Source organism: Ereboglobus sp. PH5-5 (assembly GCF_029504805.1).
Lineage (GTDB): Bacteria > Verrucomicrobiota > Verrucomicrobiia > Opitutales > Opitutaceae > Ereboglobus.
Map to the genome: position 1 here is coordinate 39305 of NZ_JAQFIT010000016.1, position 23595 is coordinate 62899.

General features: G+C 60.9%; 19 protein-coding genes, 1 tRNA gene and 1 riboswitch. Of the genes, 7 read left to right on the plus strand and 13 right to left on the minus strand.

The window, feature by feature from the left end; genetic code table 11:
- Nucleotides 1-30 precede the first annotated feature (30 nt).
- Complete coding sequence (locus M2103_RS11175; protein ID WP_277510603.1) at nucleotides 31-1524, minus strand: excinuclease ABC subunit UvrC; 1494 nt, start codon at nucleotides 1522-1524, stop codon at nucleotides 31-33.
- A gap of 126 nt (nucleotides 1525-1650) precedes the next feature.
- Here M2103_RS11175 and M2103_RS11180 point away from each other — a divergent pair, with 126 nt between their 5' ends.
- A complete protein-coding gene (locus M2103_RS11180) occupies nucleotides 1651-2916 on the plus strand; it encodes a nicotinamide-nucleotide amidohydrolase family protein (protein ID WP_277510605.1) in 1266 nt (421 codons plus the stop codon).
- Between the two features lie 95 nt (nucleotides 2917-3011).
- Here the strand turns inward: M2103_RS11180 and M2103_RS11185 are convergent, their stop codons facing one another.
- Nucleotides 3012-5162 (minus strand): polysaccharide biosynthesis tyrosine autokinase, encoded by a 2151-nt coding sequence (locus M2103_RS11185; RefSeq protein WP_277510607.1) that lies wholly within the window; start codon nucleotides 5160-5162, stop codon nucleotides 3012-3014.
- A 224-nt stretch (nucleotides 5163-5386) separates the two neighbouring features.
- Between M2103_RS11185 and M2103_RS11190 the strand changes: the two genes are divergently transcribed.
- From M2103_RS11190 to M2103_RS11205, 4 genes are all read left to right on the plus strand, one after another.
- Nucleotides 5387-6913, plus strand: coding sequence for a glycine--tRNA ligase (locus tag M2103_RS11190; protein ID WP_277510609.1), 1527 nt, complete (start codon nucleotides 5387-5389; stop codon nucleotides 6911-6913).
- Nucleotides 6914-6937: 24 nt separating this feature from the next.
- Entirely contained in the window at nucleotides 6938-8182 is a 1245-nt protein-coding gene (locus tag M2103_RS11195) for a nucleoside monophosphate kinase (protein WP_277510610.1), read from the plus strand.
- 153 nt (nucleotides 8183-8335) lie between these two features.
- Complete coding sequence (gene proC, locus M2103_RS11200; protein ID WP_277510611.1) at nucleotides 8336-9142, plus strand: pyrroline-5-carboxylate reductase; 807 nt, start codon at nucleotides 8336-8338, stop codon at nucleotides 9140-9142.
- Between the two features lie 36 nt (nucleotides 9143-9178).
- Nucleotides 9179-9373 carry a hypothetical protein gene (locus M2103_RS11205; protein ID WP_277510613.1) on the plus strand — a complete coding sequence of 65 codons (195 nt, stop codon included), beginning with the start codon at nucleotides 9179-9181 and terminating at the stop codon, nucleotides 9371-9373.
- A gap of 15 nt (nucleotides 9374-9388) precedes the next feature.
- Here M2103_RS11205 and M2103_RS11210 read toward each other — a convergent pair whose 3' ends face one another.
- The 10 genes from M2103_RS11210 to M2103_RS11255 all read right to left on the minus strand — a co-directional run bounded on the left by M2103_RS11210 (nucleotide 9389) and on the right by M2103_RS11255 (nucleotide 18624).
- A complete protein-coding gene (locus M2103_RS11210) occupies nucleotides 9389-10210 on the minus strand; it encodes an ElyC/SanA/YdcF family protein (protein WP_277510615.1) in 822 nt (273 codons plus the stop codon).
- A gap of 121 nt (nucleotides 10211-10331) precedes the next feature.
- On the minus strand, nucleotides 10332-11984 hold the full coding sequence (locus M2103_RS11215) for a sulfatase (protein WP_277510616.1): 1653 nt from the start codon (nucleotides 11982-11984) through the stop codon (nucleotides 10332-10334).
- Nucleotides 11985-12034: 50 nt separating this feature from the next.
- Nucleotides 12035-12109, minus strand: a tRNA-Gly gene (locus tag M2103_RS11220).
- 99 nt (nucleotides 12110-12208) lie between these two features.
- The gene (locus M2103_RS11225) at nucleotides 12209-12655 is read right to left on the minus strand and encodes a hypothetical protein (RefSeq protein ID WP_277510619.1); all 447 of its coding nucleotides are present in this window, start codon (nucleotides 12653-12655) and stop codon (nucleotides 12209-12211) included.
- 72 nt (nucleotides 12656-12727) lie between these two features.
- Entirely contained in the window at nucleotides 12728-13882 is a 1155-nt protein-coding gene (locus M2103_RS11230) for an ATP-dependent 6-phosphofructokinase (RefSeq protein ID WP_277510621.1), read from the minus strand.
- Between the two features lie 108 nt (nucleotides 13883-13990).
- Nucleotides 13991-14791 carry a bifunctional hydroxymethylpyrimidine kinase/phosphomethylpyrimidine kinase gene (gene thiD, locus M2103_RS11235; protein WP_277510622.1) on the minus strand — a complete coding sequence of 267 codons (801 nt, stop codon included), beginning with the start codon at nucleotides 14789-14791 and terminating at the stop codon, nucleotides 13991-13993.
- Between the two features lie 96 nt (nucleotides 14792-14887).
- Nucleotides 14888-15511: a thiamine phosphate synthase gene (gene thiE, locus M2103_RS11240; RefSeq protein ID WP_277510624.1), complete on the minus strand. Its 624-nt coding sequence runs from the start codon at nucleotides 15509-15511 to the stop codon at nucleotides 14888-14890.
- Between the two features lie 108 nt (nucleotides 15512-15619).
- A complete protein-coding gene (thiM, locus tag M2103_RS11245; RefSeq protein WP_277510626.1) occupies nucleotides 15620-16441 on the minus strand; it encodes a hydroxyethylthiazole kinase in 822 nt (273 codons plus the stop codon).
- A 73-nt stretch (nucleotides 16442-16514) separates the two neighbouring features.
- Nucleotides 16515-16614: riboswitch (TPP riboswitch) on the minus strand.
- 40 nt (nucleotides 16615-16654) lie between these two features.
- Complete coding sequence (hemA, locus tag M2103_RS11250) at nucleotides 16655-17776, minus strand: glutamyl-tRNA reductase (RefSeq protein ID WP_277510628.1); 1122 nt, start codon at nucleotides 17774-17776, stop codon at nucleotides 16655-16657.
- Nucleotides 17773-18624, minus strand: a complete 852-nt coding sequence (locus tag M2103_RS11255) for a cytochrome C biogenesis protein (RefSeq protein WP_277510630.1) — start codon at nucleotides 18622-18624, stop codon at nucleotides 17773-17775. Before M2103_RS11255 ends, hemA begins: the two co-directional genes overlap by 4 nt.
- Nucleotides 18625-18744: 120 nt before the next feature.
- On the opposite strand from M2103_RS11255, the gene M2103_RS11260 reads away from it, so the two are divergent.
- Both M2103_RS11260 and M2103_RS11265 read left to right on the plus strand, forming a co-directional pair.
- Complete coding sequence (locus tag M2103_RS11260; protein ID WP_277510631.1) at nucleotides 18745-20703, plus strand: hypothetical protein; 1959 nt, start codon at nucleotides 18745-18747, stop codon at nucleotides 20701-20703.
- A 173-nt stretch (nucleotides 20704-20876) separates the two neighbouring features.
- On the plus strand, nucleotides 20877-21335 hold the full coding sequence (locus tag M2103_RS11265; RefSeq protein WP_277510633.1) for a hypothetical protein: 459 nt from the start codon (nucleotides 20877-20879) through the stop codon (nucleotides 21333-21335).
- A gap of 88 nt (nucleotides 21336-21423) precedes the next feature.
- On the opposite strand, the gene M2103_RS11270 is transcribed toward M2103_RS11265, so the two are convergent.
- Complete coding sequence (locus M2103_RS11270; protein WP_277510634.1) at nucleotides 21424-23355, minus strand: hypothetical protein; 1932 nt, start codon at nucleotides 23353-23355, stop codon at nucleotides 21424-21426.
- Between the last annotated feature and the right edge of the window lie 240 nt (nucleotides 23356-23595).

A 23595-nucleotide genomic window follows, 5' to 3' on the forward strand; every position in this document is an offset into this window, starting at 1 on the left:
CGCACCGCGCTTTCTTGCACGCCGCTCCGGTCATCCCTCCGGATGCAAAAACGCCCACAAGTCCGCCGCCGTCTTTTCGCCGAATCCATCGACTTCGGTGATGCGCTCCACGCTTGCGGCGCGCAGTTTGTCGATGTCGCCGAAATGCGACATGAGCGCGGCGCGGCGCACCCCGCCCATTCCGGGGAAATCGTCGAGCACGCTTTCGCGGATTTTTTTTGAGCGCAAGTCGGCGTTGTAGGTGTTGGCGAAACGGTGCGCCTCGTCGCGCATGCGCTGCAGCAACTGCAACCCCGGATGCGTGAGCGGCAGGTTCAGCGGCGGCCGCGTGTCGGGAAAAATGATTGTCTCGTGTTTTTTTGCGAGGCCGATGATTGCGGGCGGCTCGACGTCGATCGCGACAAACGCCTTCAGCGCGGCGGCAACCTGGCCGCGGCCGCCGTCGATCACGATGAGATTCGGGAACGCTTTGTCCTCGCCGTGCAGTCGCGAGTAACGCCGGCCCACGACTTCCTCCATCGCGCGAAAGTCGTCGTTGCCCATGAAACTCTTTATGCGGAAACGGCGGTAGTTGTTTTTGTCGGGCCGTCCGTCGGTGAAGTGCACGCACGAGGCGACGACAAACGTGCCCGAAATGTGCGAGATGTCGAAACACTCCATGTGCGCTGGCGGCGCGGGCAGTTCGAGCGCGCTTTGCAGCGAGGCGAGCGCGTCGGCGTCGGTGTGGATCACGCTTTGCTCGCGCTCGAAACGACGCGCGGGCTGGAGCGTTTTTTCGAGCGCAAACACAATGTCGCGCAACTCGGCGGCCTTTTCGAAATTGTGTTTTTCGGCGGCGGCGAGCATTTCGCCGCGCAGGATTTCAAGCCATTCGCGCGACTTGCCCTCGAGAAACGCGCACGCGGCGTCAACCCGGGCGCGGTATTCATCGGCGGTGACGATGTTGGCGTGCTCGCCGTAGATTTCCTGGCGGATGTCGTCGTAGAGCCGCCAGCGCCCGTCGGGGAGTTTTTGCGGTGACGAGTCGGAGAGCAGCACGCCGAACTGGCGGCGCATTTGCGCGAGTGTTTTCCGCAGCGGACCCGAGTGCGCGAACGGGCCGAAGTAACGCGAAACGGAGTCCTTGCGGATGCGCGTGAGGCGGATGCGCGGCAGCTCCTCGCGCGGGTCGATTCGCACGAGCAGGAAGCGTTTGTCGTCAATGAAGTCCGTGTTGTATTTTGGCTTCCACTGTTTGATGAGGCGCCCCTCGAGCAGAAGCGCCTCGGGCTCGGATTTCACCTCGATTGTGTCGAAGTCGGCAATCAGGCCGATGAGCGCGCGGATTTTCGGCTGTGTGATCATTGCGGCGCGCGAGGGCGTGAAATACGACGAGACGCGCTTTTTCAGGTTCTTTGCCTTGCCGACGTAAAGGATTCGCCCGAGCCGGTCCTTCATCAGATACACGCCCGGCTTGTTGGGAAGGCGGCGCACCTTCCCCTTCAAGCCCAAGGGCTCGTTGCTATCTGTGGCGTTTGATGGCATCTGTTTGGGAAATTCCGAATCTCAAGTATCCAAACCTCAATGAGGCCGGGTTTGCCAATGGAAAATCGTCTTTTGCAATTTGAGATTTCCACGTTTGCGATTAGCATGTTCGTTTGAGTCTTTTCCATGCGACATTTTGAACTTCTTACCCTTGGCGACGAATTGCTGCTCGGCTTGGTTGGCAACAGCCACGTCACATTCATCGGTTCGCAACTCGCCCGGCGCGGCGTGATGCTGCAACGCAACATCACCTTGGGCGACGACGCCGGCGCGATCGCGCGTCAGTTTGGCGAAAGCTGGCGCGTGGCCGACGTGGTCATCACGACCGGCGGGCTCGGACCCACTTGCGACGACCGCACGCGCGAGGCTGTCGCGCGGGAACTCGGCCAAAAACTCGTGCACGACGAAAATGTGGAGCGCGCCCTTCGCGAGCGATTCGAGCGTTTCGGGATGTGCATGACGGCGAACAATCTCAAGCAGGCGCAGCGTCCCGAGCGCGCCGAGATTTTGCACAATCCGAACGGCACCGCGCCCGGCCTCTGGGTCGAGCAGGATGGCAAGGTGCTTTGCATGCTGCCCGGCCCGCCAAACGAGCTGCGCCCCATGTTCACCGAGCAGGTGCTGCCGCGCCTCGCGCGCCTCGGTTTCATCGCGGGCGAGGAGGCGTATGTGCAAATGCGCACAATCGGCGTCGGCGAATCGCTTCTCGAAACAAAATTGCAGCCCATCTTTGACAGGCACGGCGCGTCCGATCCCGCGAGGCTGGGCGTGGCGTATTGCGCGCATCCCGGCGCGGTGGATTGCCGCATCAGCTCGCCCGGCTGCTTGATTTCGCGCACGCAGCTTGAAAACATCGCGTGCGAATGCGCCGCGCAGCTTGGCGAAAATTTGTTGTGCGTCGGCCACGATGAGCTGCCCCAGGTCGTGGCGCGCCTGCTTGTCGCAAACAAGAGGCTGCTGGCCATCGCGGAGGACGCCACCGGCGGAATGCTCGCAAACTGCTTCAACGACATTCCCGAGCTGAATCATTTTTTTGCGGGCGCCGCCGTCTGCCATACGCACGAATCGAAAATGCAGCTCATCGACGTGCCGGAGGAAGTGCTGCTCCAGCACGACGGTGCGAGCGACGAGGGGGCCATCGCGATGGCGACCGGCGCCGCCGAGCGCATGGGCGCCGACTACGCGCTCGCGATAACAGGGTTTGAATACAATCCGCGCGCCGGCAACGAACACGGCGGCCCGGTTCACATCGGCATGTATTCACCGAATGGCGCATGGGCCAAAACCGTGACCTATCCCGGTCCGCCGCTCGCCCTCCGCCAGCGCGCCATCACTGCCGCGCTCGACTGGCTGCGTCGGGAGTTGCTAAAAGAAAAAAACACCCAGTCGTAAAAACGCGGTGTTATTTGAAGGTAGGGCGAACCGTCCCGGTGAGCCGGGATAGTGAACGGCTCGCCCTGCCAATATCTCACAGAGGAAACTCCCTGTTATTTCTTTTCCGAAAAATTGATTGTGTCGCCCGCTGTCTTGTCGCGGGTGCGGGCGCTTTTTGAGCCGTAATACGCGTAGTTTTTGCTGTAATAGGCATAGTCCGCGCCGGCGTTTTTGGGGACGCGGTTAAGCACCACGCCGAGGATTTCCTTGTCGAGTCCGAGGATGGTTTGCTGCGCGCGGAGCACCATGCTGAGCGGATTGCGGCGATACTGGATGAGCAGGAGCACGTGGTCGATCAGGCTCGTGATCACGGCGGAATCGCTCACGCCGATTATGGGCGGCGCGTCGAACACGATGCGGTCGTATTGCGTGCGCAGGTCGGCCAGGATTTCCTTGAGGCGGTCGGCGTAGAAAAGGCTGAGCGTGAAGCCGCTGATCGTGCCGCTGGGGATGAAGTCGAGTCCGGGCGCGATGTTGCGGCTGCGGCATTGGTCGAGCGTGACCTTGCTTTGCAGCAGGTCGGCGAGGCCGGGGGTTTTGGCGACGTTGAAGAGGCGGTGTTGCGTGGGGCGGCGCAGGTCGGCGTCGATGAGGAGGACGCGTTCGCCGGCGGCGCCCATTGCGCGGGCGAGGCGGAGGAGCGTGGTCGACTTGCCTTCGCCGGGGCCGGCGGAGAGCATCACGAGCGTTTGCGCGCCGTGCGAGGGTTTGTTGCGCAGGGCGAGGGTGATGTTTGTTTGCAGGACGCGGAAGGGTTCGTCCTCCGCGGGGTCGAGCGGCTCCTCGGCGGGCTTGCGCGCGGTGAGCGACGAGGGGATGACGCCGAGCACGGGGCGCTGGAGGCGGCGTTCCACGTCGGCCACGCTGCGGAAGCTGGCGTCGAACATGTCGATCAGCAGCGCGGTGCCGATGCCGAGCACGACGCCGAAAAGGATCGCGAAGGTGATGTTGATCGGCCAGCTGGGCCGCTCGGGCTCGGGCTTGGGCTCGGCCTTGCTGAGGATTTCGACGGGGCGCTTGGGCTGGTTGTAGTCGATTTCGCGCTGGCGGAGGGTGAGCTTGAAGGTGGTGTAGAGTCGCGTGGCCTCGTCGAGTTTTTGCATGGCTTCCTCGAACGGGCGCATGCGCTTGGAGGCGTTTTCAATTTGGGACGCCTTGGCTTCCTCGAGCTGTTTCTTGAGCTCGGTGACGCGCGCCTCGGCTTCCTCTGCCTTGCTTTTGAGCGTGAACTCGTAGCCGGTGAGTTGCGCCTCGAGCTGGGTTTTGATTTTCGAAAGATTTTCGCGGGCGACGATCATCTCGGGGTGCGCCTCGCCGAGGCGGGCGGAAAGCTTGGTGACGTTTTGCTCGGCCTCGAGGTAGATTTGCTGGAGGCGCTGGGTGCCGGGGTCCTCGATGAGTTGCGCGTTGACGAGCGAGAGGCGTTTGTCGGGCGGAATGTCGCGGAAGCTTTCGTAGCGGGTTTTGAGGCTGTTGGCGTCCACGGTGAGCGCGACGAGCGTGCTTTGCATCTGGCGGAGGCGCTCGATTTCCATGCTGTTGTTGCGCGGATTCGTGAGGTCGATGCCGGAGATGCTGAGTTCCGCGCGGAGGCGTTCGACGGTGTCGCGCTGGGCGATGACGATTTTTTCCTGCGCGGCGAGCTGGTTGTTGAGTTCGGCTAGGTCGGCTTTTTGCGCGGCGGTGGCGAGGTTGATTCGATCCTCGGTGTAAACGCCGACGATCTCATTGGCGATGGCGGCGGAGAGCGCCGGGTCGCGGGTGTCGATTGTGATTTCAACAATGGAGGATGTTTTTGGCGACTCGACGGAGACGATGCGTTTTTTGATGAGGTAATCGTAGGTGAAATCAACGGGGAGCGGTCCGGGGATTTCGAGCACGGCGGCGAGTTTTTCGTTGAGCTTTAGGCGCTCGATGACGGGGTTGATGATTTTTGGGGACTTGATCGTGCGCAGCTGGTCCTGCACGAAGTAGGGATCGTAGTAGTCGTTGCTTTGCGCCTGGAAGACGGCGCTGGTCGTGCCGATCTTGAGCACGCGAATGGACGCCTTGGAGCGATACCATTTGGGCAGGAATGCCGTGACCGCGATGGTCGTGATGACGACGAGTGCGAGGATGAGGAGTATGAGAGCCTTGCGCAGGTTGAGCGTTTGCAGAAACGCGGGCAGCGGTGCACTCTCCTTGACTGGATCTGAGTAAGCCATTGTTTTTGGGCGTCACGAAAGACAACGTGCGCCCCGCCGCGGCAGCAAGAACTTTATCTCGCATTGCAAATGAGAGGCGTTGGCGTTCGCGCAAGGGGGGCAAATTGCGCGAAATGGCGGATGCGATGCCGGCGCAATCGAGGCAACCCGTCATTGACCGCGCGCCCCGCGTGCGTTTTGTTTGTCGTTTTTATTTTTCATCCACCGCCATTCACAACACACTTATGTCAACGCAGTCCACACCCGCCGAAGTCTCCATGGAAACCATTGTCGCGCTCTGCAAGCGCCGCGGTTTCATTTTCCAGTCGTCCGAAATCTACGGCGGTCTCAACGGCTTTTTTGACTACGGCCCGCTCGGCTCCGAGATGAAGAAAAACATCCGTGACTGCTGGTGGAACGACATGGTGCGCCGCCGCGACGACATCGTCGGCATCGAGTCGTCGATCATCATGCACCCGAAAGTTTGGGAGGCCTCGGGCCACATCGCCGGCTTCACCGACCCGCTCGTCGATTGCAAGGCCAGCAAACAACGCTACCGCGCCGACCAGCTCTTCTTCTCGCCCGTCGTCGTCGATGGCAAGACGGTCGGCTATGTTTCCGCGCTCGAGGGCGAAAACACCGCCGCCGAGCTTCAGGCCGCCGCCGAAACGCTCAAGCGCAAGAAGGCGATCCAGGGCGCGCTCGCGCCCGTGCAACCCAAGGACCTCACCGAGGCGCAGCCCGACGAAATCCCGCTCATCCCGTCGCCCGCCACCGGCGAGCCCGGCAGCCTCACTCCGCCGCGCGCGTTCAACATGATGTTTGAGACCTACGTCGGCGCGCTCCGCGACGCGTCCGCCGTCGCCTACCTGCGCCCCGAAACCGCGCAGGGCATGTTCGTCGATTTTAAGAACGTCGTGGACACCGGCCGCGTAAAACTGCCCTTCGGCATCGCGCAAGTCGGCAAGTCGTTTCGCAACGAAATCACGCCGCGCAACTTCATCTTCCGCTCGCGCGAGTTTGAGCAGATGGAGATGGAATACTTCATCCACGAGGACGCCGACTGGGCGCAGTGCCACAAGGACTGGATTGAATGGTGCCGCCAGTGGCTCATTTCCATCGGCCTGCCCGATTCGCACCTCTCGCTCTACGACCACCCGAAGGCCAAGCTTTCGTTCTACTCAAAAGGCACGACGGACATCATGTTCAAGTATCCCTTCGGCGTGCAGGAACTCTGGGGCATCGCCGCGCGCGGCAACTACGACCTCACGCAACACGCCGAGGCCAGCGGCAAGCCGCAGGAAATTTTCGACGAGGCCACGAAAAAGAAATTCGTGCCGCACGTGATCGAGCCCGCCGTGGGCACCGACCGCATTTTCCTCGCCGCGCTCTGCGCCGCCTACGCCGAGGAACAGGTCACCGATGAAAAGGGCAACACCGAGACGCGCATCGTGCTTCGCCTCTCGCCGCGCATCGCGCCGGTGAAGGTGGCGGTGCTCCCGCTCCTCAAAAACAAGGAGGCGCTCGTCGGTCGCGCGCAGGAACTCTACAAGAAGATCAAACGCAAATACACCGCCTTCTACGACGAGTCCGGCGCCATCGGCCGCCGCTACCGTCGCCAGGACGAAATCGGCACGCCCTGGTGCGTGACGATCGACTTCGACACAATCGAAAAGGACGGCACCTTCACCCTTCGCGACCGCGACACGATGCAGCAAACCCGCATCACCGAGGCCGAGCTCTTCGCGCTGCTCGAAGAGAAGGTGTATTGATCCACCCCCGCTCGTTTTCTTCCCATGAAACCCGTTCCCGATCAAAACAACCCGGACGCAGGCGGCAAAAAAAGCGCCGCCGCGACCGCTCCGCGCGCCAACACCACAAACGATCTCGAAATCAAGGACGCGCAAATCATCTTCGACGCCGTGTGGCATGACCTCGAGCAGGAACGCGGGCGCGAAAGCCTCCGCTTTCCCAAGGAACTGCTCCTGCTCGGCGGCGCGCCCGGCTCCGGCAAGGGCACTCACGCCAACTTCATCCAAAAAACACGCGGCTTCACCTGCGAACCCATCGTCATGAGTTCGCTCCTCGCCTCTCCCGAGGCCAGGCGCATCAAGGAATCCGGCAACATGGTCGGCGACCGCGAGGTTGTCGGTTTGCTCATGCGCGAACTCCTCAAGCCCGAATACGCCGACGGCGTCATCCTCGACGGATTTCCGCGCACGCAGGTCCAGGTCGAGTGCATGAAAATGCTTGTCGCCAAAATGGACCAGCTCCGCGCGGAATTTTTCGACACCCCGCTCCATGCGCATTTTCGCAAGCCCACCATCCACATCATGGTGCTTTTCGTTGACGAGAAAACCAGCGTCGAGCGCCAGCTTCAGCGCGGACGCGAAATTCTCCAGCACAACGAGGAGGTTCGTCGCACAGGCATCGGCGAGTTGCTCGAGGAACGTTCGACCGATTTCGACGTGCCTCTCGCGCGACATCGCTACCGTGTGTTCAAGGAGCAAACCTGGGCGGCGCTCCAGTCGCTCAAGGAAAACTTCAACTACCACTTCGTTATCTCCGAGGGCAGCATTGCCGAGGTTGATGAAAAAATCCTCGCCGAGCTCCGCTACCAAAGCTCGCTCGAGCTCGACCCGCGCACCTACGACCGCGTGCGCACCCTGCCGCTCGCCAGCGACATCATCGTCCACGCGCGCCAGGATCTCGTCAAACGCCTCGACTCCTACGAAACCGAGCACGCCGGGCTTTTCGAGCGCGTCGTCAGTTTTATCGAAAAGAAACTGATGCCCATCGTCATTCGCCACGCCATTTCCGGGCGCGCCGACATCAACAGCGAAGACCCGCTGTTCGATGATCCCCTCGCCCTTGCGATGCTCATCGACACTTTTTCGGAACGCGGCTACCACGCCGTCGTGGATCTTCGCCGCATCGAGGTGCCCGAGAGCGTGGACTTTGCCACCGGCATAATTAAAAACCGCGTGAAAAAAGTGCACCACATACACGTCCACTTCCAGGGCGCGGAACTGAGACGATGAAGAAATTTTCGATTTTGGATTCTCGATTTTGGATTGGGAGCTACCGCTCCATTTTCGCATTCGCAACCGCGCGGTAGCGCGCAATCCAAAATCGAGAATCCAAAATCGAAAATTCGCGCCCCGTCTTTCTGCTGCCAAAATAAACCAACGCTCATGAACCACATTTCATTTCTCGGCGCGGGCCGCATGGCTTCGGCGATTGTCACCGGGCTCATCAACAAAGGGGCGCGCACTCCCGCGCAAATCGCGTGCCTCGGCAGCGCGACCGACACGACCGCGGCCGATCTCGCCGCGCGCACCGGAATCGCCGCGACCAACAATCTCGAAACACTGCTCGCCGGAGCCGACACTGTTGTTCTTGCCTGCAAACCGCAGCAGCTCGCCCAGCTCGACGCCAGCCTCGCCGGGCTCACCCGCGGCAAACTCATCATCTCGATCCTCGCGGGCAAGCGCCTCGCGCGTCTTGCGCAAACATTTCCCAATGCGCGCAACATTGTTCGCGCCATGCCCAACACGCCCGGCCAAATCGGCGCCGGGGTCACCGCGTGGGCGTCGCTCTCGCCACTCGCCGAAACCGACCGCGCGAACATCGACCAGGTGCTTGGCTCGCTTGGCCGCGTCGTCGCGGTTGGGGAGGCGCAACTCGACGCGGTCACCGGCCTGAGCGGAAGCGGCCCGGCGTATGTCTTTGAATTCGCCGCCGCGCTTCGCGATGCGGGGGTTGCCGCGGGACTCGAACGCGACTCCGCCAAACAGCTCGCCATCGAAACGCTTCTCGGCTCCGCGAAACTCCTCGCGCAGAGCAGCGAGGACGCCGAGACGCTGCGCGATCAAGTCACCTCGCCCAACGGCACCACATATGCCGGATTGCAGCGCATGGCCGCGCGCGATTTCCGCGGCATCATCAAGGAGACTGTCCTCGCCGCCACCGCGCGCTCGGAGGAGCTTTCTCGCGACTGACGCACAAGATTGTTTTCCCCTCGCATTCGCCGGACAATGACACCCGAAACACGCAAAAGAATTCTCATCGCAGTCACGATCCTCGTTGCGATCGCCCTGTGCCTCATTTTTCCGCGCGTGCTCGCCTTCGCCAGCCTTGCCGCGCGCGAGCTGCGTTATTTCTGGTGGCTGATCCTCATCGCCGCCGTGGGCATCTACCTGTCGTTTTTCGCGGGACGGAAGAAAAAGTAGCGCGGCGCGTTTTTTTTAGAGGATCGAGTTTTTCAACAAAAACAGACGCCCGATGCGTTCGCGGATCGCCTTGCTGCTGCATTCAAACGCGCCGAGCTCGAAACGAAACCATGCCAGCGCGCCTTCGCTGTCGCTTGAGGGAAGCAGATAGTCGGCGGGGCAGGCGAGGGCGTCGAGTTTGTGATGTCCGCACATGTGCATCGCGCGGGGCATGTGCCAGGCGGACGTGACCAGCGCGACCGGCGCGCCGTTTGCGATTTCGACGGCTGTGCGGATTTCGTCATCGGTGTCGCGTGCTTCGTCCATGCGAATGATGCGCCCGGGATCGATGCCGAGCGATTCGGCGGCCTCGGCGCTGACTTGCGCGTGCGAAGGGCCGCGCAGATGATAACCGGAGACGATCAACTTCGTGTCGGGTGGCAGCACGCGGAGGATTCGCAACGCCTCGGCAAGCCGCGCGCGCCCGGAATTGCTGAGCTGGTTGATGCGGGAGCGCGCGGGGTCGTCGGCATGGCCGCTGCCGAGCACGAGCACGTATTTGCACGCGGCGAGCCGGGCGGGCACGGCGGGATTCGCCGGATCGAACGCCGATTTTAACTCCGGTATCGGCGCGTAGGCGGACTCAAGCGGGCGCGCAAGCCGGATGGCAACGCCGCGGTTTGAAGCGAGCAGGAGCACGAGCACGGCGAGTGTGATCATGACGCGCCCGATGCGCGCGAGCTTCTCGCGTTTGCGAAGCCAGATGAACACCACGCCGATCACGCCGATAATAAGCGCGAACTGCAGCGGCATGAAAAAGAGCCCGATGATTTTTTTGAGCCAGAACAGGAAGGTCATTGCGCCATCAAACGTGCGCAAGTCGCGGCATGAGGAAAGCCATTGTTATTCACACGCCGCGTTTTGTGCCGCGAGCGTTCCGCGCTCCGCAGTTTTTGCGCGCCGGTCTTTTCGATTTTTGTCACCGGGGCTTTCTGATTTCTTCCGTTCCCGGTCCGGCAAAGGGCGGGTTTTCGAACATGCCGCCGCCATTTGTCGCGCGCGGGTCGTTGGTTTGCGCAAGCACCTCCATCATGCGGGCGGCGAGCGTTTGGCGCCGCTTGTCGTAATCCGCGTCGGTCGCGACGTTGACGAGGCAGTCGGGGTCGGTGCGCAAATCATAGAGCTCCTCGGCGGGGCGTTTGCCGAAGGCGTATTTCCAGTGCACAATCCACTCCGGCTTGGCGCCGTGAAGCATGAGCCAGGTTTTTGTCGGGCTCGCGTCCATGTCGGCAAACGCGTAACGGGAGTCCCGGCTTTTTTCGGCAAAATTTTCGGGCAGTTTTTTGGCGTTCCAAGCGTAAGGATCGCCTGCGGGCCAGCGTTCGGGCTTGAAGTTGCGGATATACAAAAAGTCCTTCGTGCGGATGGCGCGTTGCGGATACGGGGTGAGGTCGGCGCGCGCGCGTTCGACGTGCCTTTCGCGGCCGGTGATGACGTAATCGCGTGCCGGATCAACCTGTCCGTTTTTGTCGGAGAGCAGCAGCGGCAGGATGCTGCGGCCCGTCATGCAGGCGGGCGGTTTTTCCCCGCCGATTTCCAGAAACGTGGGCGCGAGATCCATCAGGTTGATGAAGTCGTCCACCGCGCGGCCACCCTTGACCTTGTCGCCCCAGCGCACGAGCAGCGCGACTTCGGTGCCGATGTTGTAGAGGTTGCACTTCGCCCGCGGAAAACCGGGGATGCCATGGTCGCCGCTCAGGACGATGACCGTGTTGTCGAGCTCGCCCATGGCCTCGAGCTTGGCGATGAAGCGTTCGAGCACGGCATCGAGCGCGAGCACTTCGCCGAGATAATCGCAAAAATCCTGCCTCACCTCGGGCACGTCGGGCAGGAATTTGGGCATGCGTCCCTTCAATTTTTCGGGGTCGAGATTCCAGAGCGCCTTGCCCGAGCCTTTTTCCCATGCGCGGTGTGTGTTTGTGGGGCCGAAATAATAACAAAACGGTTTTGTCGCGTCCTCCGGCGTGGCGCGCCGCTTGGCGAGAAACGCCTCGAAGTTGTCGATGCACTCCTTGTAAATCTGCTCCTTGGCGGCATCGGGGTTCCCGCCTTTTGCGACGAGCTTGGTGACGTTCTGGGAAAATCTGTTGAAGCGATTGCCCGCGCCGGTGAACTGCGTGCGCTTGGCACCGAATGGAGCGTTTGCCGGCACTCCCGGTCCCCACGCCTTGTAAGTGTGGCCGATAAAATAGCCGGATTTTTCGAGCAGCAACGGGAAGGTCGGAATCGATTCATCCCAGATGGCGGGGCGCAGGATCGCGCCGCGTCCGGTGCGGTAAAAGTATTGTCCGGAGAACAACGCGCTGCGGCTCGGCGTGCAACTGGGCGCGTTGACATGCGCGTTGGTGAATCGCACGCCTTCGAGTCCCACCCGGTCGATTGCGGGCGTGTTCACGAGCTGGTTGACGGGGTTTTCCTTGTAGACGCCCGCGTAGCGCCCCCAGTCGTCGGCAAAAAAGAAAAAGATGTTGGGGCGCTTGTCCCGCTCTTGCGCGGCTCCCAGCGCCAGCACGGCGCCGAACCATGCAAAAAGTTGTTGTATGAGGAAAAGACGGCAAAAAATATTTTTCATGATTTGGACTGCAAGGGGGCTCGCCGGAGCCAGCCGGCAATCAGAGCCATTGGTGCGGGCAGAGGGAATCGAACCCTCCTCTCATGCTTGGGAAGCACGCATAATAGCCGATATACTATGCCCGCGAAAACCAAAGGGGAACGGTCTCGCATTCAAGGGCGGCGGACGGGGAGGGCAATCACGAATTTGCCGCGTCCGCCTTGGTGTTCGCCCGGGGCGCCCGTTTATTGCACTTGTTCGATTGACTCGACCTTGCCGTCGCGGAAAACGATGCGACCGATTTCCTCCATGCGGTCGCGATAAACCGCCTCGGACACCGGTGTGTAATACACGCGCCAGACTTTTGCCCGCGAATCATAATACATGTCGCGACGATGACCGACGAAACGGCGGCCCATGTATTCCTTGTAATATTGGTTGTATATCCACGTGGTCACGGTGCCTTTGGCCGTGGCGCGGCTTGTCACTTTGTCGGCCTTGCCCATCGCCATGTAAACCATGTCGGGCGTGTATCCGACCTCGATGATGCCCTGCCTGACGTTCGCCTGTTCGATTGGCGTCAGCGAATCGAAGACAGGCTGTTTTTCCTTTATGCGACTGTCCACGGTGCTGCATCCCGCCATCACGAGCGCGGCAACGAGAATGGTGAGAACGGAAATGGCGTTTTTCATGCGCGTTGCTGACATGGTTAATCGAGCGGCGTTCCGCAAGGTTGGGGGCGGCGGGATGTTTGCATCGCAAATTTAATCGCCCAGGTTTGTCCCAAGGTGCCGCGCGGAGCGGATCAGCGGATGGTCGAGCGGGAGTGTTTTCAGGTTTCCGGCGACTTTAGAAATCGGGGTTGTCGTGATGCGGTCGCCGTCAACCCCGACCATGATGCCAAACTTGCCGTCGGCGATCATTTCCACGCAGGTCGTGCCGAGGCGGGTGCCGAGGAGCCGGTCGCGGTGGGAGGGCGTGCCCCCGCGCTGGATGTAACCAAGAATGGATACGCGCGAGTCGAGGCCGGTGAGCGTGTTGAGCTGGCGGGCGAGGCGAAAGATGTTGTCCTCGTGATCGGCGTCGAGCTTGGCGATCACGGTTTTGGCGATGCGTTTTTGCGCGGCGTTGGTCGCGCTTTTGCCTGCCTGGCGCGCGGCTTCGTAGGCCCGCGTGTCCTCGATGGAGCGCGCGCCCTCGGCGACGGCCACGATGCTGAACTTCGTGCCCCGCGCGACGCGGCGTTTGATGGCTGCGGCGATTTTGTTCACATCGTAGGGGATTTCGGGAACGAGGATCACGTCCGCGCCGCCCGCGAGCCCGGCGCCCATGGCGAGCCAGCCGGCGCGGTGTCCCATGATTTCGGCGAGGATGATGCGGTGGTGGCTGTGCGCGGTGCTGTGCAGGCGGTCGATGGCGTCGGTTGCGATTTCAAGCGCGGTGGCGAAGCCGATGGTGGAGTCGGTGTGCGCGACGTCGTTGTCGATTGTCTTTGGCAGCGTGACAATGTTGAGGCCTTTTTCGGCGAGCTTGAGCGCGTTTTTATGCGTGCCGCCGCCGCCGATGCAAACGAGCGCGGTGAGCTTGTGGCGCTTGTAGGTGGCCACGAGTTTGTCGCGCACATCGACGGGGCCTTTTGGCGTTCCCATGCGGTGGGGCTTGAGCCGGCTCGTGCCGAGCACCGTGCCGCCGACGGTGAGGATGTTGGCAAGGTCCTCCTTTTTTAACTCGACCCAGCGATCCTCAAGCATGCCGAGGAATCCGTCGCGAAATCCGATGACGTTCCAGCCTTTACCGATGGCGGTTTTGCCGATGGCGCGGATGGCCGCGTTGAGGCCGGGACTGTCGCCCCCGGCGGTGAGAACTCCAATGCACGTTTTCTTTTTGGATGATTTGGGATTCTTTTTCGACGGCTTCATCTTTGTCTCCGAGGAAAATGCGAAGACCGCGCGCGGGCAAGGCGCAATAAACGCCCCGCGTTAAATCGCGCGCATTATATGCCGGGCGTCGCAAGCGATGCCGCGCCCCTACTTCCACAGGTTCCAAAAATGGTGCGTCGGGCCGTGGCCGGAGCCGACGTCGAGCGCGTCGGAGGTTTCGATGGCGCGTGTGAGGTAGGCTTTGGCGGCGCGGATCGCGTCGAGCGGCGTGGCGCACTGCGGAAGCTGGGCGGCGATCGCGGCGGAGAGCGTGCAGCCGGTGCCGTGCGTGTTTTTTGTGGCGATGCGCGGGGCGCGGAGCTCGGTTTGCGTGACGCCGTCATCAACGATGTCGATGCTTTCGGTGCCGTCGAGATGGCCGCCTTTTACCATGACAATGCGCGGGCCGAGCTCGCGCAGGGCGCGCGCGGCTTTGCGCATGTCGTCGAGGTTTTTTATCGGTGCGCAGCCGAGGAGCACCTCGGTTTCGGGGATGTTGGGCGTGATGATTTCGGCGAGGGGGAAGAGTTCGCTGCGGAGCGACTCGATGGCGTCATGGGCGAGCAACTGGTGTTTGCTTTTGGACACCATGACGGGATCGATGACGATGCGTTTCGCGTTGTGGCGGCGAAGGTCGGCGGCGACGCGGCGCGTGATTTCGGCGGTGCCGAGCATGCCGATTTTCACCGAGTCAACGCGCACGTCGGCATACAGCGTGTCGATTTGCCGCGTGATAAAATCAAGCGGGATTGGATAAATGCCGGTGACGGTTTGCGTGTTTTGCGCCGTGAGCGCGGCGAGCACGCCCATGCCGTAGGCGCCGTTTGCGGAAAATGCCTTCAAGTCGGCGAGCACGCCGGCGCCGCCCGACGGGTCGGTGGTTGCGATCGTGAGGACGTTAGGAATCATGGTGATCGTTTTGTTGTGAAATTTTTGGGTAGGGCGAACCCTCCGGGTGAGCCGGGATTGTGGACGGCTCACCCGGAGGGTTCGCCCTACCATGTGTCATTTTTTCGCAGCCAGAAGCGCCGCGGTCGCGGCGCGGGGATCATCCGCATACGAAATCGCCGAGACAATGGCGATGCCGGTCACGCCGGTCGCATAAATGGCGGGCGCGCTTTCCGCAGTGATGCCGCCGATTCCAACCATGGGCACGGGCGAGAGAGGGACGAGCTCGGCGAGTCCGGCGGCACCGATTGCGGGCGGGGCGTTGCGCTTGGATTGCGTCGGAAAAACGGGGCCGATGCCGATGTAGTCGACGACGGTCTTGTCAACCGCGAGGACCTGTTCGCGATTGGATGTGGAGAGGCCGAGCAGCTTGTCTTTCCCGATGAGCCGGCGGACAACGGGCGCGGGCAGATCGCCCTGGCCGATGTGCACTCCGTCGGCATTGAGCGCGAGCGCGAGATCGACATGGTCGTTGATGATGAGCGGCACGCCGAGGCGCTTGAGCAGGTCGCGCACGGCCATGCCGTTTTCGTAAAGCTCGCGTTTAGTGCCGCCATCGGTGCGGTATTGCACGATGGAGACGCCGCCCGCGACGGCGGCTTCGATGGATTCGAGGAATCCCTTTTTATAAACCGACGGCATGTCGGTGACCATGTAGAGTGTGTAATCGGGTTGTTTCATGAGGGAAAAGGAGTCAGGAGTCAGAATACAGGAGTCAGGAGATGAAGAGGGATGGGTGGCGAGTAGTGAGGAGTGAATGGTGGAAGATGGATTCTGGCACTCAGGCTTCTATCCTCTGTTTTCGATTTTTGCGTATTTGCGAATGGTGTCGGCGTCGAGCCGGTCGAGTTCGTCAATGAGCGCGGTGCGAAAACTTCCGGGGCGCGGCGCGCGCGCGGCGGCGAGTTCGCCCGCGATCGCCATGAACACGGCGGCGGCCGCGGCGCCATGAATCTTGTCCGGCGCGACGGCGACGCACGCCGCGGCAAGCGCGCCTTGCGCGCACCCGACGCCGGTCACGCGCGTGAGAAGCGGATGGCCGTTGGCGCAGGCGAGCGTGCGCGCGGCATCAAGCGCGTAATCAACGGGGCCGGTGACAAGAACGGCGTTTCCAGTCTGCGCGACGAGTTGCGCGGCGGCATCAAGCGCGTGCTCGGCGCTGTCGCCGCTGTCCGCGCCGCGGCCTTTTCCGGCGCGGCCCGCGAGCGCGATGATTTCGGAGGCGTTGCCGCGAATGAGCGCGGGGCGTTGCGCAAGAATTTCGCGCGAGAAACGCGTGCGCAGGCTGATCGCGCCGATGGCGACGGGGTCGAGCACCCACGGTTTTCCGGCAAGCGTGGCAGAGGCGATCGCGGCGCGCATCGCCTCCATTTGCGAGGTGTCGAGCGTGCCGACGTTGATGAGAAGCGCGTCGGCGATCGCGGCAAATTCGGCTGCCTCCTCCGCGTGCTCGACCATCGCGGGCGACGCGCCGATGGCGAGGAGTATGTTTGCGGTGATGTCCTTGACGACCTCGTTGGTCATGCAATGCACGAGCGGGCGTCGCTCGCGGAGCGTTTCGAGCACGCGGACGATGTCGTCGACGGTGACTGCTGGTTTGTTTTGGGCCATGTTTGCGAGATTTGGTTCAACGCGGTTTTTTCGCGGCGACTGAACCGGCCCGCCGTCCCGGTGCTGGCGCGCCCGGCGCGGCTGTGACGATTCCCTTCGCCGGTATTAACCGGATCAGGTTCGACGGGTTTGTTCTCAGCTTCCCTCGGGCGGAAGCACCCCGTGTCACTAGACGCGGCGGAGTTTTGCCCGCGGCGGGGCGCTGTCAATCCTTCAGGATGCGTCGCCGGAACGAGACGGGCCGGGGCTTGGCGCTTCCGGGGCGATCTGACTCCAAAGCATGGCGGATTTTTCGCGCAAAATCTCTCGCGCGCGAACGACCTCGTTTTCACGGGCTGCGCGGTTTTTTTCGGCGATGCGCGCGAGGTCGTCGAGGTTGTAAACAAAAACATTTTCGATGTCGGCGACGGATGGCTCGACATCGCGCGGCATGGCCAGGTCGATGAAAAAAAGCGGCTGCGCGCGGCGCCGGCGCATGGCGGCCTCGGCGGCGTCGCGGCGGATCACGGCCTCGGGCGCGGCGGTCGAGCAGACGACAATGTCATAATCGGCGAGGTGTGCGGGGACGTGCTCGAAGGGCAGGGCGGTGGCGCCGAGATCGCTTGCAAGCGCCATCGTGCGCTCAAACGTCCGGCTGGCCACGGTGAGGGCGCTCGCACCGCGGCTTTGAAACGCGCGCGCGGTTTTTTCGCTGATATCGCCCGCGCCGAGCAGGAGGATGCGCGTGCGCCCAAGCTCTCCGAAAATCTTTTGCGCAAGATCGACGGCGACATTGGCGATGCTGACCTGGCCGGCGGTGATCGCGGTGCTGGTGCGGACGTGTTTTGCGTATTGGAATGTTTTTTGGAAAATGCGGTTGAGCGCGGGGCCGGTCGCGCGGCGCGTCAGCGCGTCGGCGTAGGCGTCCTTCACCTGGCCGAGAATTTCGGTTTCGCCGAGCATCTGCGAGTCGATCCCCGCCGCCACTTCGAGGAGATGCTGGATGGCGTCGCGTCCCGTCGCATGCTGGCGGATCTCGCGAAATGTTTTCTCGGGGAATTCCTGCAGCGCGCAGAAATTTTCCTCAATGCGCGCAATCGCCGCGGGCGTTTCGGCGACGCCGTAGATTTCGACGCGGTTGCAGGTGTTCAGCACGACGACCTCGCGCAAGCCGTCGATTGCGGCGAGGCGGCATTGGAGGCCGGGCAGCTTGTTTTCGGTGAGCGCGAGTTTTTCGCGGAGTTCGATCGGCGTGGCGTGGTGATTTGCCCCGACAAAAAAGAAACCCGGCGATGCGTTTGGTGCGCGCGCGGATTTGGCGGCGGCTTCAGGGACGGCTGTGTTGTCGCGGCTCATGGTTTCTGGTGCGCGTCCGCGCCGGTTGCGCGAGAAGCGCGGTGATTGTTGACCAAGCCGATGGAGAAAATTGCCACGACAAACAACACGATGCACGCCCACGCGAGACGGCGGGCGGGCACGATATTTGCGAGCCGGAGCGCGAGGAACACCGCGTAGAGAAACCAGATCGCGCCGAGAAAAAGCATGGCGAACCCGACGGTGTGCCCCGCGCCGCGCTGCCAGTGGATGAGCGCGACGGCGAGCGACGCGCCGAGCAGGATCGCGCCGGTCGCGTGCAGGCGCAGGTTGATCTGGTCGAGCGCGCGCATCGACGGCAGAAACGAAAAAATGCCGTCCATCCGCCGGCGCTTGATGCTGAACCACTGAAGCAGATACATGCCGGATGTGAGCGCGAGCAGCCCGAAAACGCCGTAGCTAAAAAGCGCGAGCGCGGCGTGAAACTCGATCCACGCGTTGCCGCCGGACGCGGACGCGCGGCAAACCGCGTCGCACGCCGGAACCGCGAGCGAAACGAGGCTGAGCGCGGCGGCAAACGCGGACGTGAAAAATCCGAGCAGACTTAACCGGAAAACCGCGCCGACGATAAAATACAGGGCGACCGCCGACCATGTGGTGAATTGCAAAATCTCAAACGTGTTGCCGATGGGACAGCCGCCGATTGCTTTTCCGCGCAGATACAGTCCGAGGGTTTGCGCGACGAACCCCGCGAGCATGATAAAAAACGAGAGGCGGTTCGAATGACGCCCGCGCCGGACGAGCGGGACCACGCCGAACAAAAAGCCGCCCAAGTAAAGAGCGGCCGCCAGCCAGAGCCAGGCGCGGTCTGTGAGGAAAGTCTCGATCATTCGCGGCCGATTAGATGCGGAATCTTCCGGCAAGCGCAAGACAGCGAAACAGGCGCATCAATTTAACTCGATATTTAAGGCACTCGCTCCAAAGTTTCGCCATTCCCGAAATTCGAGACTTTGAAATCCTTCGCCATGCACAAGCATCCCCTTTTTGTTTTTGCCGCGTTTGCGTGGGTGTTCGCAGCCACGACCATTGCCGGCCCGGCAACCGCCGAAACCAAACTCACCGAGATTGATTTCCCGCGCATGTCAAGCGGCAGGGAACAACTCGAACTCGCCCATGAATACCCTTTTATGGCTGACGAAGGTTTTCATTCTTTTATCGAGTCGCCGCAACGTCGCGCCGCATTCGAGAAAACCATTGAGTATTTTCCCGATGACAAGACCACCGTCCTCCTTGCCACCATCGAGATTGCAAGGCTTGACAAATATATACGTCGCAGCGAACGAGCCATCGAACGCTTGCCTCCGCTCATCGCCGCCGTCGGAAACGATGTTTCGCCCGAAGTGCTTGCGGAAGCAGAGATTATGCACGCGGATTTGTTGGAAAGCCTTGGTCGCAAGGCTGAAGCCGGAGAACTTCTCACACGCGTCGCACTCGATGCGTGTTTTTCTGACGACACGCGTGTATCGGCCTCATTGTCCGCGATTCAGTATTTTTCGCTGGAAAAAAGGCTACACTTGTTTGATGAAATGGTTAAACTTAATACAAAATATCAAACCGATATCTACTGTTCTATTGTGTATTGGTGCTTTCGAAATAATGATGATAACGCAGTTCGCACACGAATAGAGACGCTTCTAAATACTCAGCCCGACAAGGCGCATGCCATCCTCGCAAAGGTGGTTGAAGACTCCGGGCGCTGGAACAACGGGGACTGGCAAGCCCGATTCAGTGCGATGATCGAGGAACTTATCCCCTCGCCATCAACAGAACTCGCAAACGCGCTCGCATGGCGCAAAGTCTCCTTTGTCGTTCGGGATAAACTTCAGATGTTGCTTGCTGAAAATCCGGATGCCGAGCTGCGCAAACTCGCCAGACCCGATCCCTCAATGAAAACTCTCTATGCCTATAAGCTTGCCATAGAGAAGGCCAAACAAAGGCGGGATGCCGCGCTTTGCGTCCGGCTTCACCTGCAAAACCTCGCCGTGTTTCCCATTCAAAGAGATTATAGGGATTTTTCCTGGCGTCTCCGATCAGCCCTTCATGATCTTGATTGGAAAGACCGCCAAGGCGACACGCGCGCGGAAGACTCGCTGTTTCTCCAAATCCTCGACCTTTGCGAATTATTTCCCCGTGGTAACTATATCTACATCGAAGGGCAAGCTTGGCGGGCCGATTATCTCGCGCGCCGGGGCAAACACGCCGAGGCCGTCAAACTTTACGAAAAACTCTTCGCCTCGACGGAAATTCCGCAAGATGAAATGAGATCCGTATATGCATGCTTTGGTAAGTTTCACGAAAACAACGGTGATTACCCCGCCGCGCTTCTTGCCTACAAGCAAATCGAGTCCGAGGCCAAGGACGATTACCAAGCTGCCGATGCGCTCCTTCGCGCGGTCTTTATCAACCTCCAGAAAGGGCATTATAATGAAGCACTGCGCATCGTAAAAATCCTCGAAATTTGCGATGGCGGAGATCTTTTTCACGCGCAAGGCAGATTCACCATTCCTGAATTCGTCGAACTCGCTTGCAGCGGGGAGGCAGAAAAATTCTGGAAGACAGGCGCGCAATGGTGGCCGCAATGGCTGGCTTTCGAGAGAAAATTTTCTCCAGCAAAGCAACCTCCCCCTTATGCTCCAGATGACATCGTTATGTCGGTTTCCCAATCATACCTATTCATGCGAACAATCAACTCGCTTGCCCCGGACGCTCCGGAATTTTGGAATTGTCTCAGAAAGCTTGCCTCCTGCGCCCGTTGGCTTCCCTCGGCGTGTGCAAATTTTCTGAAGGCTGGCGACAAAGTGATGGAAGACATTCCCGCCGCGCGCGCTGAAATGCAGTCTCTCATGGACAAAGTCCGCGCCGGCACACCACCTGAAAACTCCGCGCAAAAACCATCCAAACGGAAGTAGGGCGTGCTTTGGGGGAGGCCGCGCTCGCCGAGCGCGCCGAGAACATCGAATGCCAAACGCGGCGGTTTCGGCGAAACCGCCCTACCGAAACGGTCGCAATTTTAATATGCGTCACTTGTTTTTTCCAACAGCAATCGCAGCGCGTTCAGGCACACGACGACCGAGTTGCCTTCGTGCGCGATAACGCCGCCGTGTATGCCGTGCTCGCGGACGAGGAGTTCAATCGCATAGATTTTCACCTTGGCAAGTTTATCAAACCCGAGGTCAGCGATCGTCTCCGCGGATGGCTCGACCATGCCATCGCCCTTGATCCTGATTACCTCGACGCTTACAACACGCTCGCGTTAGTGGAGGCCTTCAGCGAGGAATTTCGCGAGGACAAGTGGCCGTCGATAATCGAAGCCGTCAAGGCGCGCCGTCCGCTGGGTCGCGGTTGGATTGGCTTAGCCGCCATGTGCTGGCGTTTTGACGAGAAGGAGCAATGCGCCGAGATTCTCCGCCGCTTCAAGGACGCTCCCAGTGTCGACAGGCGCGCCTCGCGCTTTGCGTCCGCCATGCTCGATGAATGCGAAGGCCGTGTTCGAAAGAAATCCGCGAAGAAAATGTCCGTCCCGGCAAAACCCGGCGAGTGAGCGCGGCGTGTAAGCAACATTTGTTTCCCTCGGCAACCATCGCAGTGCGTTTGGGGCACCAGTGATTTCCTTCATGGGGATTTCATAATCACTCGCGCCGGCGCAACGCGATCAGCGCGGTGAGCGCGGCGAAAAACCAGAGCGACGGGGCTCCGCCGCCATAAGCATCTTTTCTTGTCACGACCCCCGAGTTTCCGGAGTTAACGGGTTCGTAGAGCGCGTAAACGCTGGTTGCGTTTGCGGGCATGGTGAAAGTGGTCGAGGTGTTTTTTGCATTGGAGAAACTGCCTCCGTTGATGCTCATCCAGCCGTCGAAGACGGTGCCCGAGGGCGGGTCGTTTGCGACGAGCGAGATTCTTTCACCTTCCGCGTAATTGCCGGAGCCTTTGCCCTTGATGACCGTCAGCACATGGGTGTTTGGCGGCGGCGGCGTTGTGCCCGCCTTGAAGATTGCGAGGGTTACCACTTTGCCGGTTGGAAGATCGACTTTGCGTATGACGGAATTGCCCGTGTCGGCCACATAAAGACTTTTGTTGCCGTCAAAGACGATGTCGGAGGGGCGGTTGAACCGGGCTGTGTTTCCGGTGCCATCGGCGAACCCGGAGCTCCGTGCTCTGCCCGCGATGGTCAGGACATAGCCGAGGTCGGTGATTCTTCGGATGGTGGAGTTGCCGGTATCAGCCACATAAAGGCTGCCAAGGGTGTCGGATGCCATGCCGCGCGGCTGGTCAAAACGGGCGCTGGTGGTCGGGTTTCCGTTGGCCGTGCCGGAGGCGCCGGGATATCCCGCCCACGTGATAATGGAACCATCCTCGGCGACGGTGCGGATGATGTGATTGCCGGTGTCGGCGATGAAAATGTCGTCGTTGTCATCGACATGTAATTGGGTTGGGTTTCGAAAACGCGCGCTGTCTCCGGTGGCGTCCGCAAATCCCGGCGCCCCGGCGAGTCCGGCGCGGGTGCTCAGTTCGCCGTGCGAATCGATTTCGTAAATGACATGGGCGTCGGTGTCGGCGATGAGCACATTTCCACCGGCGGTTGTGGCGATGCCGCCCGGTGACGCGAGTCCGGTGGCGACTGTGCTGACCTCGCCTTCGGGTGTGATTTTGCGGACGGCTCCGTTGCCGCTGTCGGCCACCAGAAGGTCGCCTGTTGTGTCGAATGCGAGCGCGACGGGTGCGTTGAACCGCGCGTCCGTGCCGGAGCCGTCGGTCAGTGCCGCCTTCCGCACGGCCCCCGCGAAGAGCGTGGCGGTGAGATCGGGCGCGATTTTATAGATGACGTGCCTGAATGAATCGGCTACGTAGAGGTTTCCGTCATCATCGAGCGCGAGGGCGGCGGGTGTGTGGAAGAATGCCGGGATTACATTGAGCGTGAACGTGTTGCTGTAAGCCGGCGAGCCGATGCCGTTGCTGGCGATGCGCCGGATCATGTCGCCGTTATGAAATCCGGCGCCGGCCGTGAATGTGAGTGAGTGTCTCGTGGCGCCCTGGATATTGTGCCACGAGGTGCCGCCGTCGCCGGAGACTTGCCATTGATAAACGGGGGCGGGCTGGCCCCCGGCCCGGGCGACAAGGGTGACGGGTTCCTTTTCAAAGGCGGTTTGCGAGGCGGGCAGCCTTCCAATGTTGTAAGGCTCGGCGTTCACCGTGAGCAGCGCCTCGTCGCTGAATATGAAGGCGGTGTCGCTGTATATGTCATCGATTGGATAGCTGACGCGGCATCTGTAAAGTGTGCCGTCGAATCCGGGTGGTGTTGAGGTTGTCTCGAGCGTGTTCGTGGTCGAGCTTCTGCTCACGTAGTAAGAGCCGTATTCGGGCACCTCGTCCCATGAATAACCGCCGTTGTTGGAGTATTCCCATTGATAGAATACCGTGTCCCAGTAACCGACGCCGCCGAGACCGACGGTAAAGGTGGCGCCCTTGCCGGCGAGAATGGTCTGGTCGTTCGGATGCCTGGAAAAATACGGGTCAGCGATGAGGGATCCCGTGAGCAGCAACAGGCCGGGCAACAACGCCATTATTGCTTTCGCGCCGATCCCAAACGTGTTCCTCAGGTGGATGCCGGCACGGGTCGGGGTTGCATGCTGGCGCCTGGTGTTTGTCCTCCGGGGCACTAATCTTTCCACTGTCTCACTCCGGATTGCATGTCGAGTTGAGTAATGGGCTTTCATGCTGGCAGGCATGACGCGACCGCATGACATAAGTTGCGCGCGCACACGTTTGTGTTTTTGCGCGCGTGTTTTTTGGGAGGCGATTTT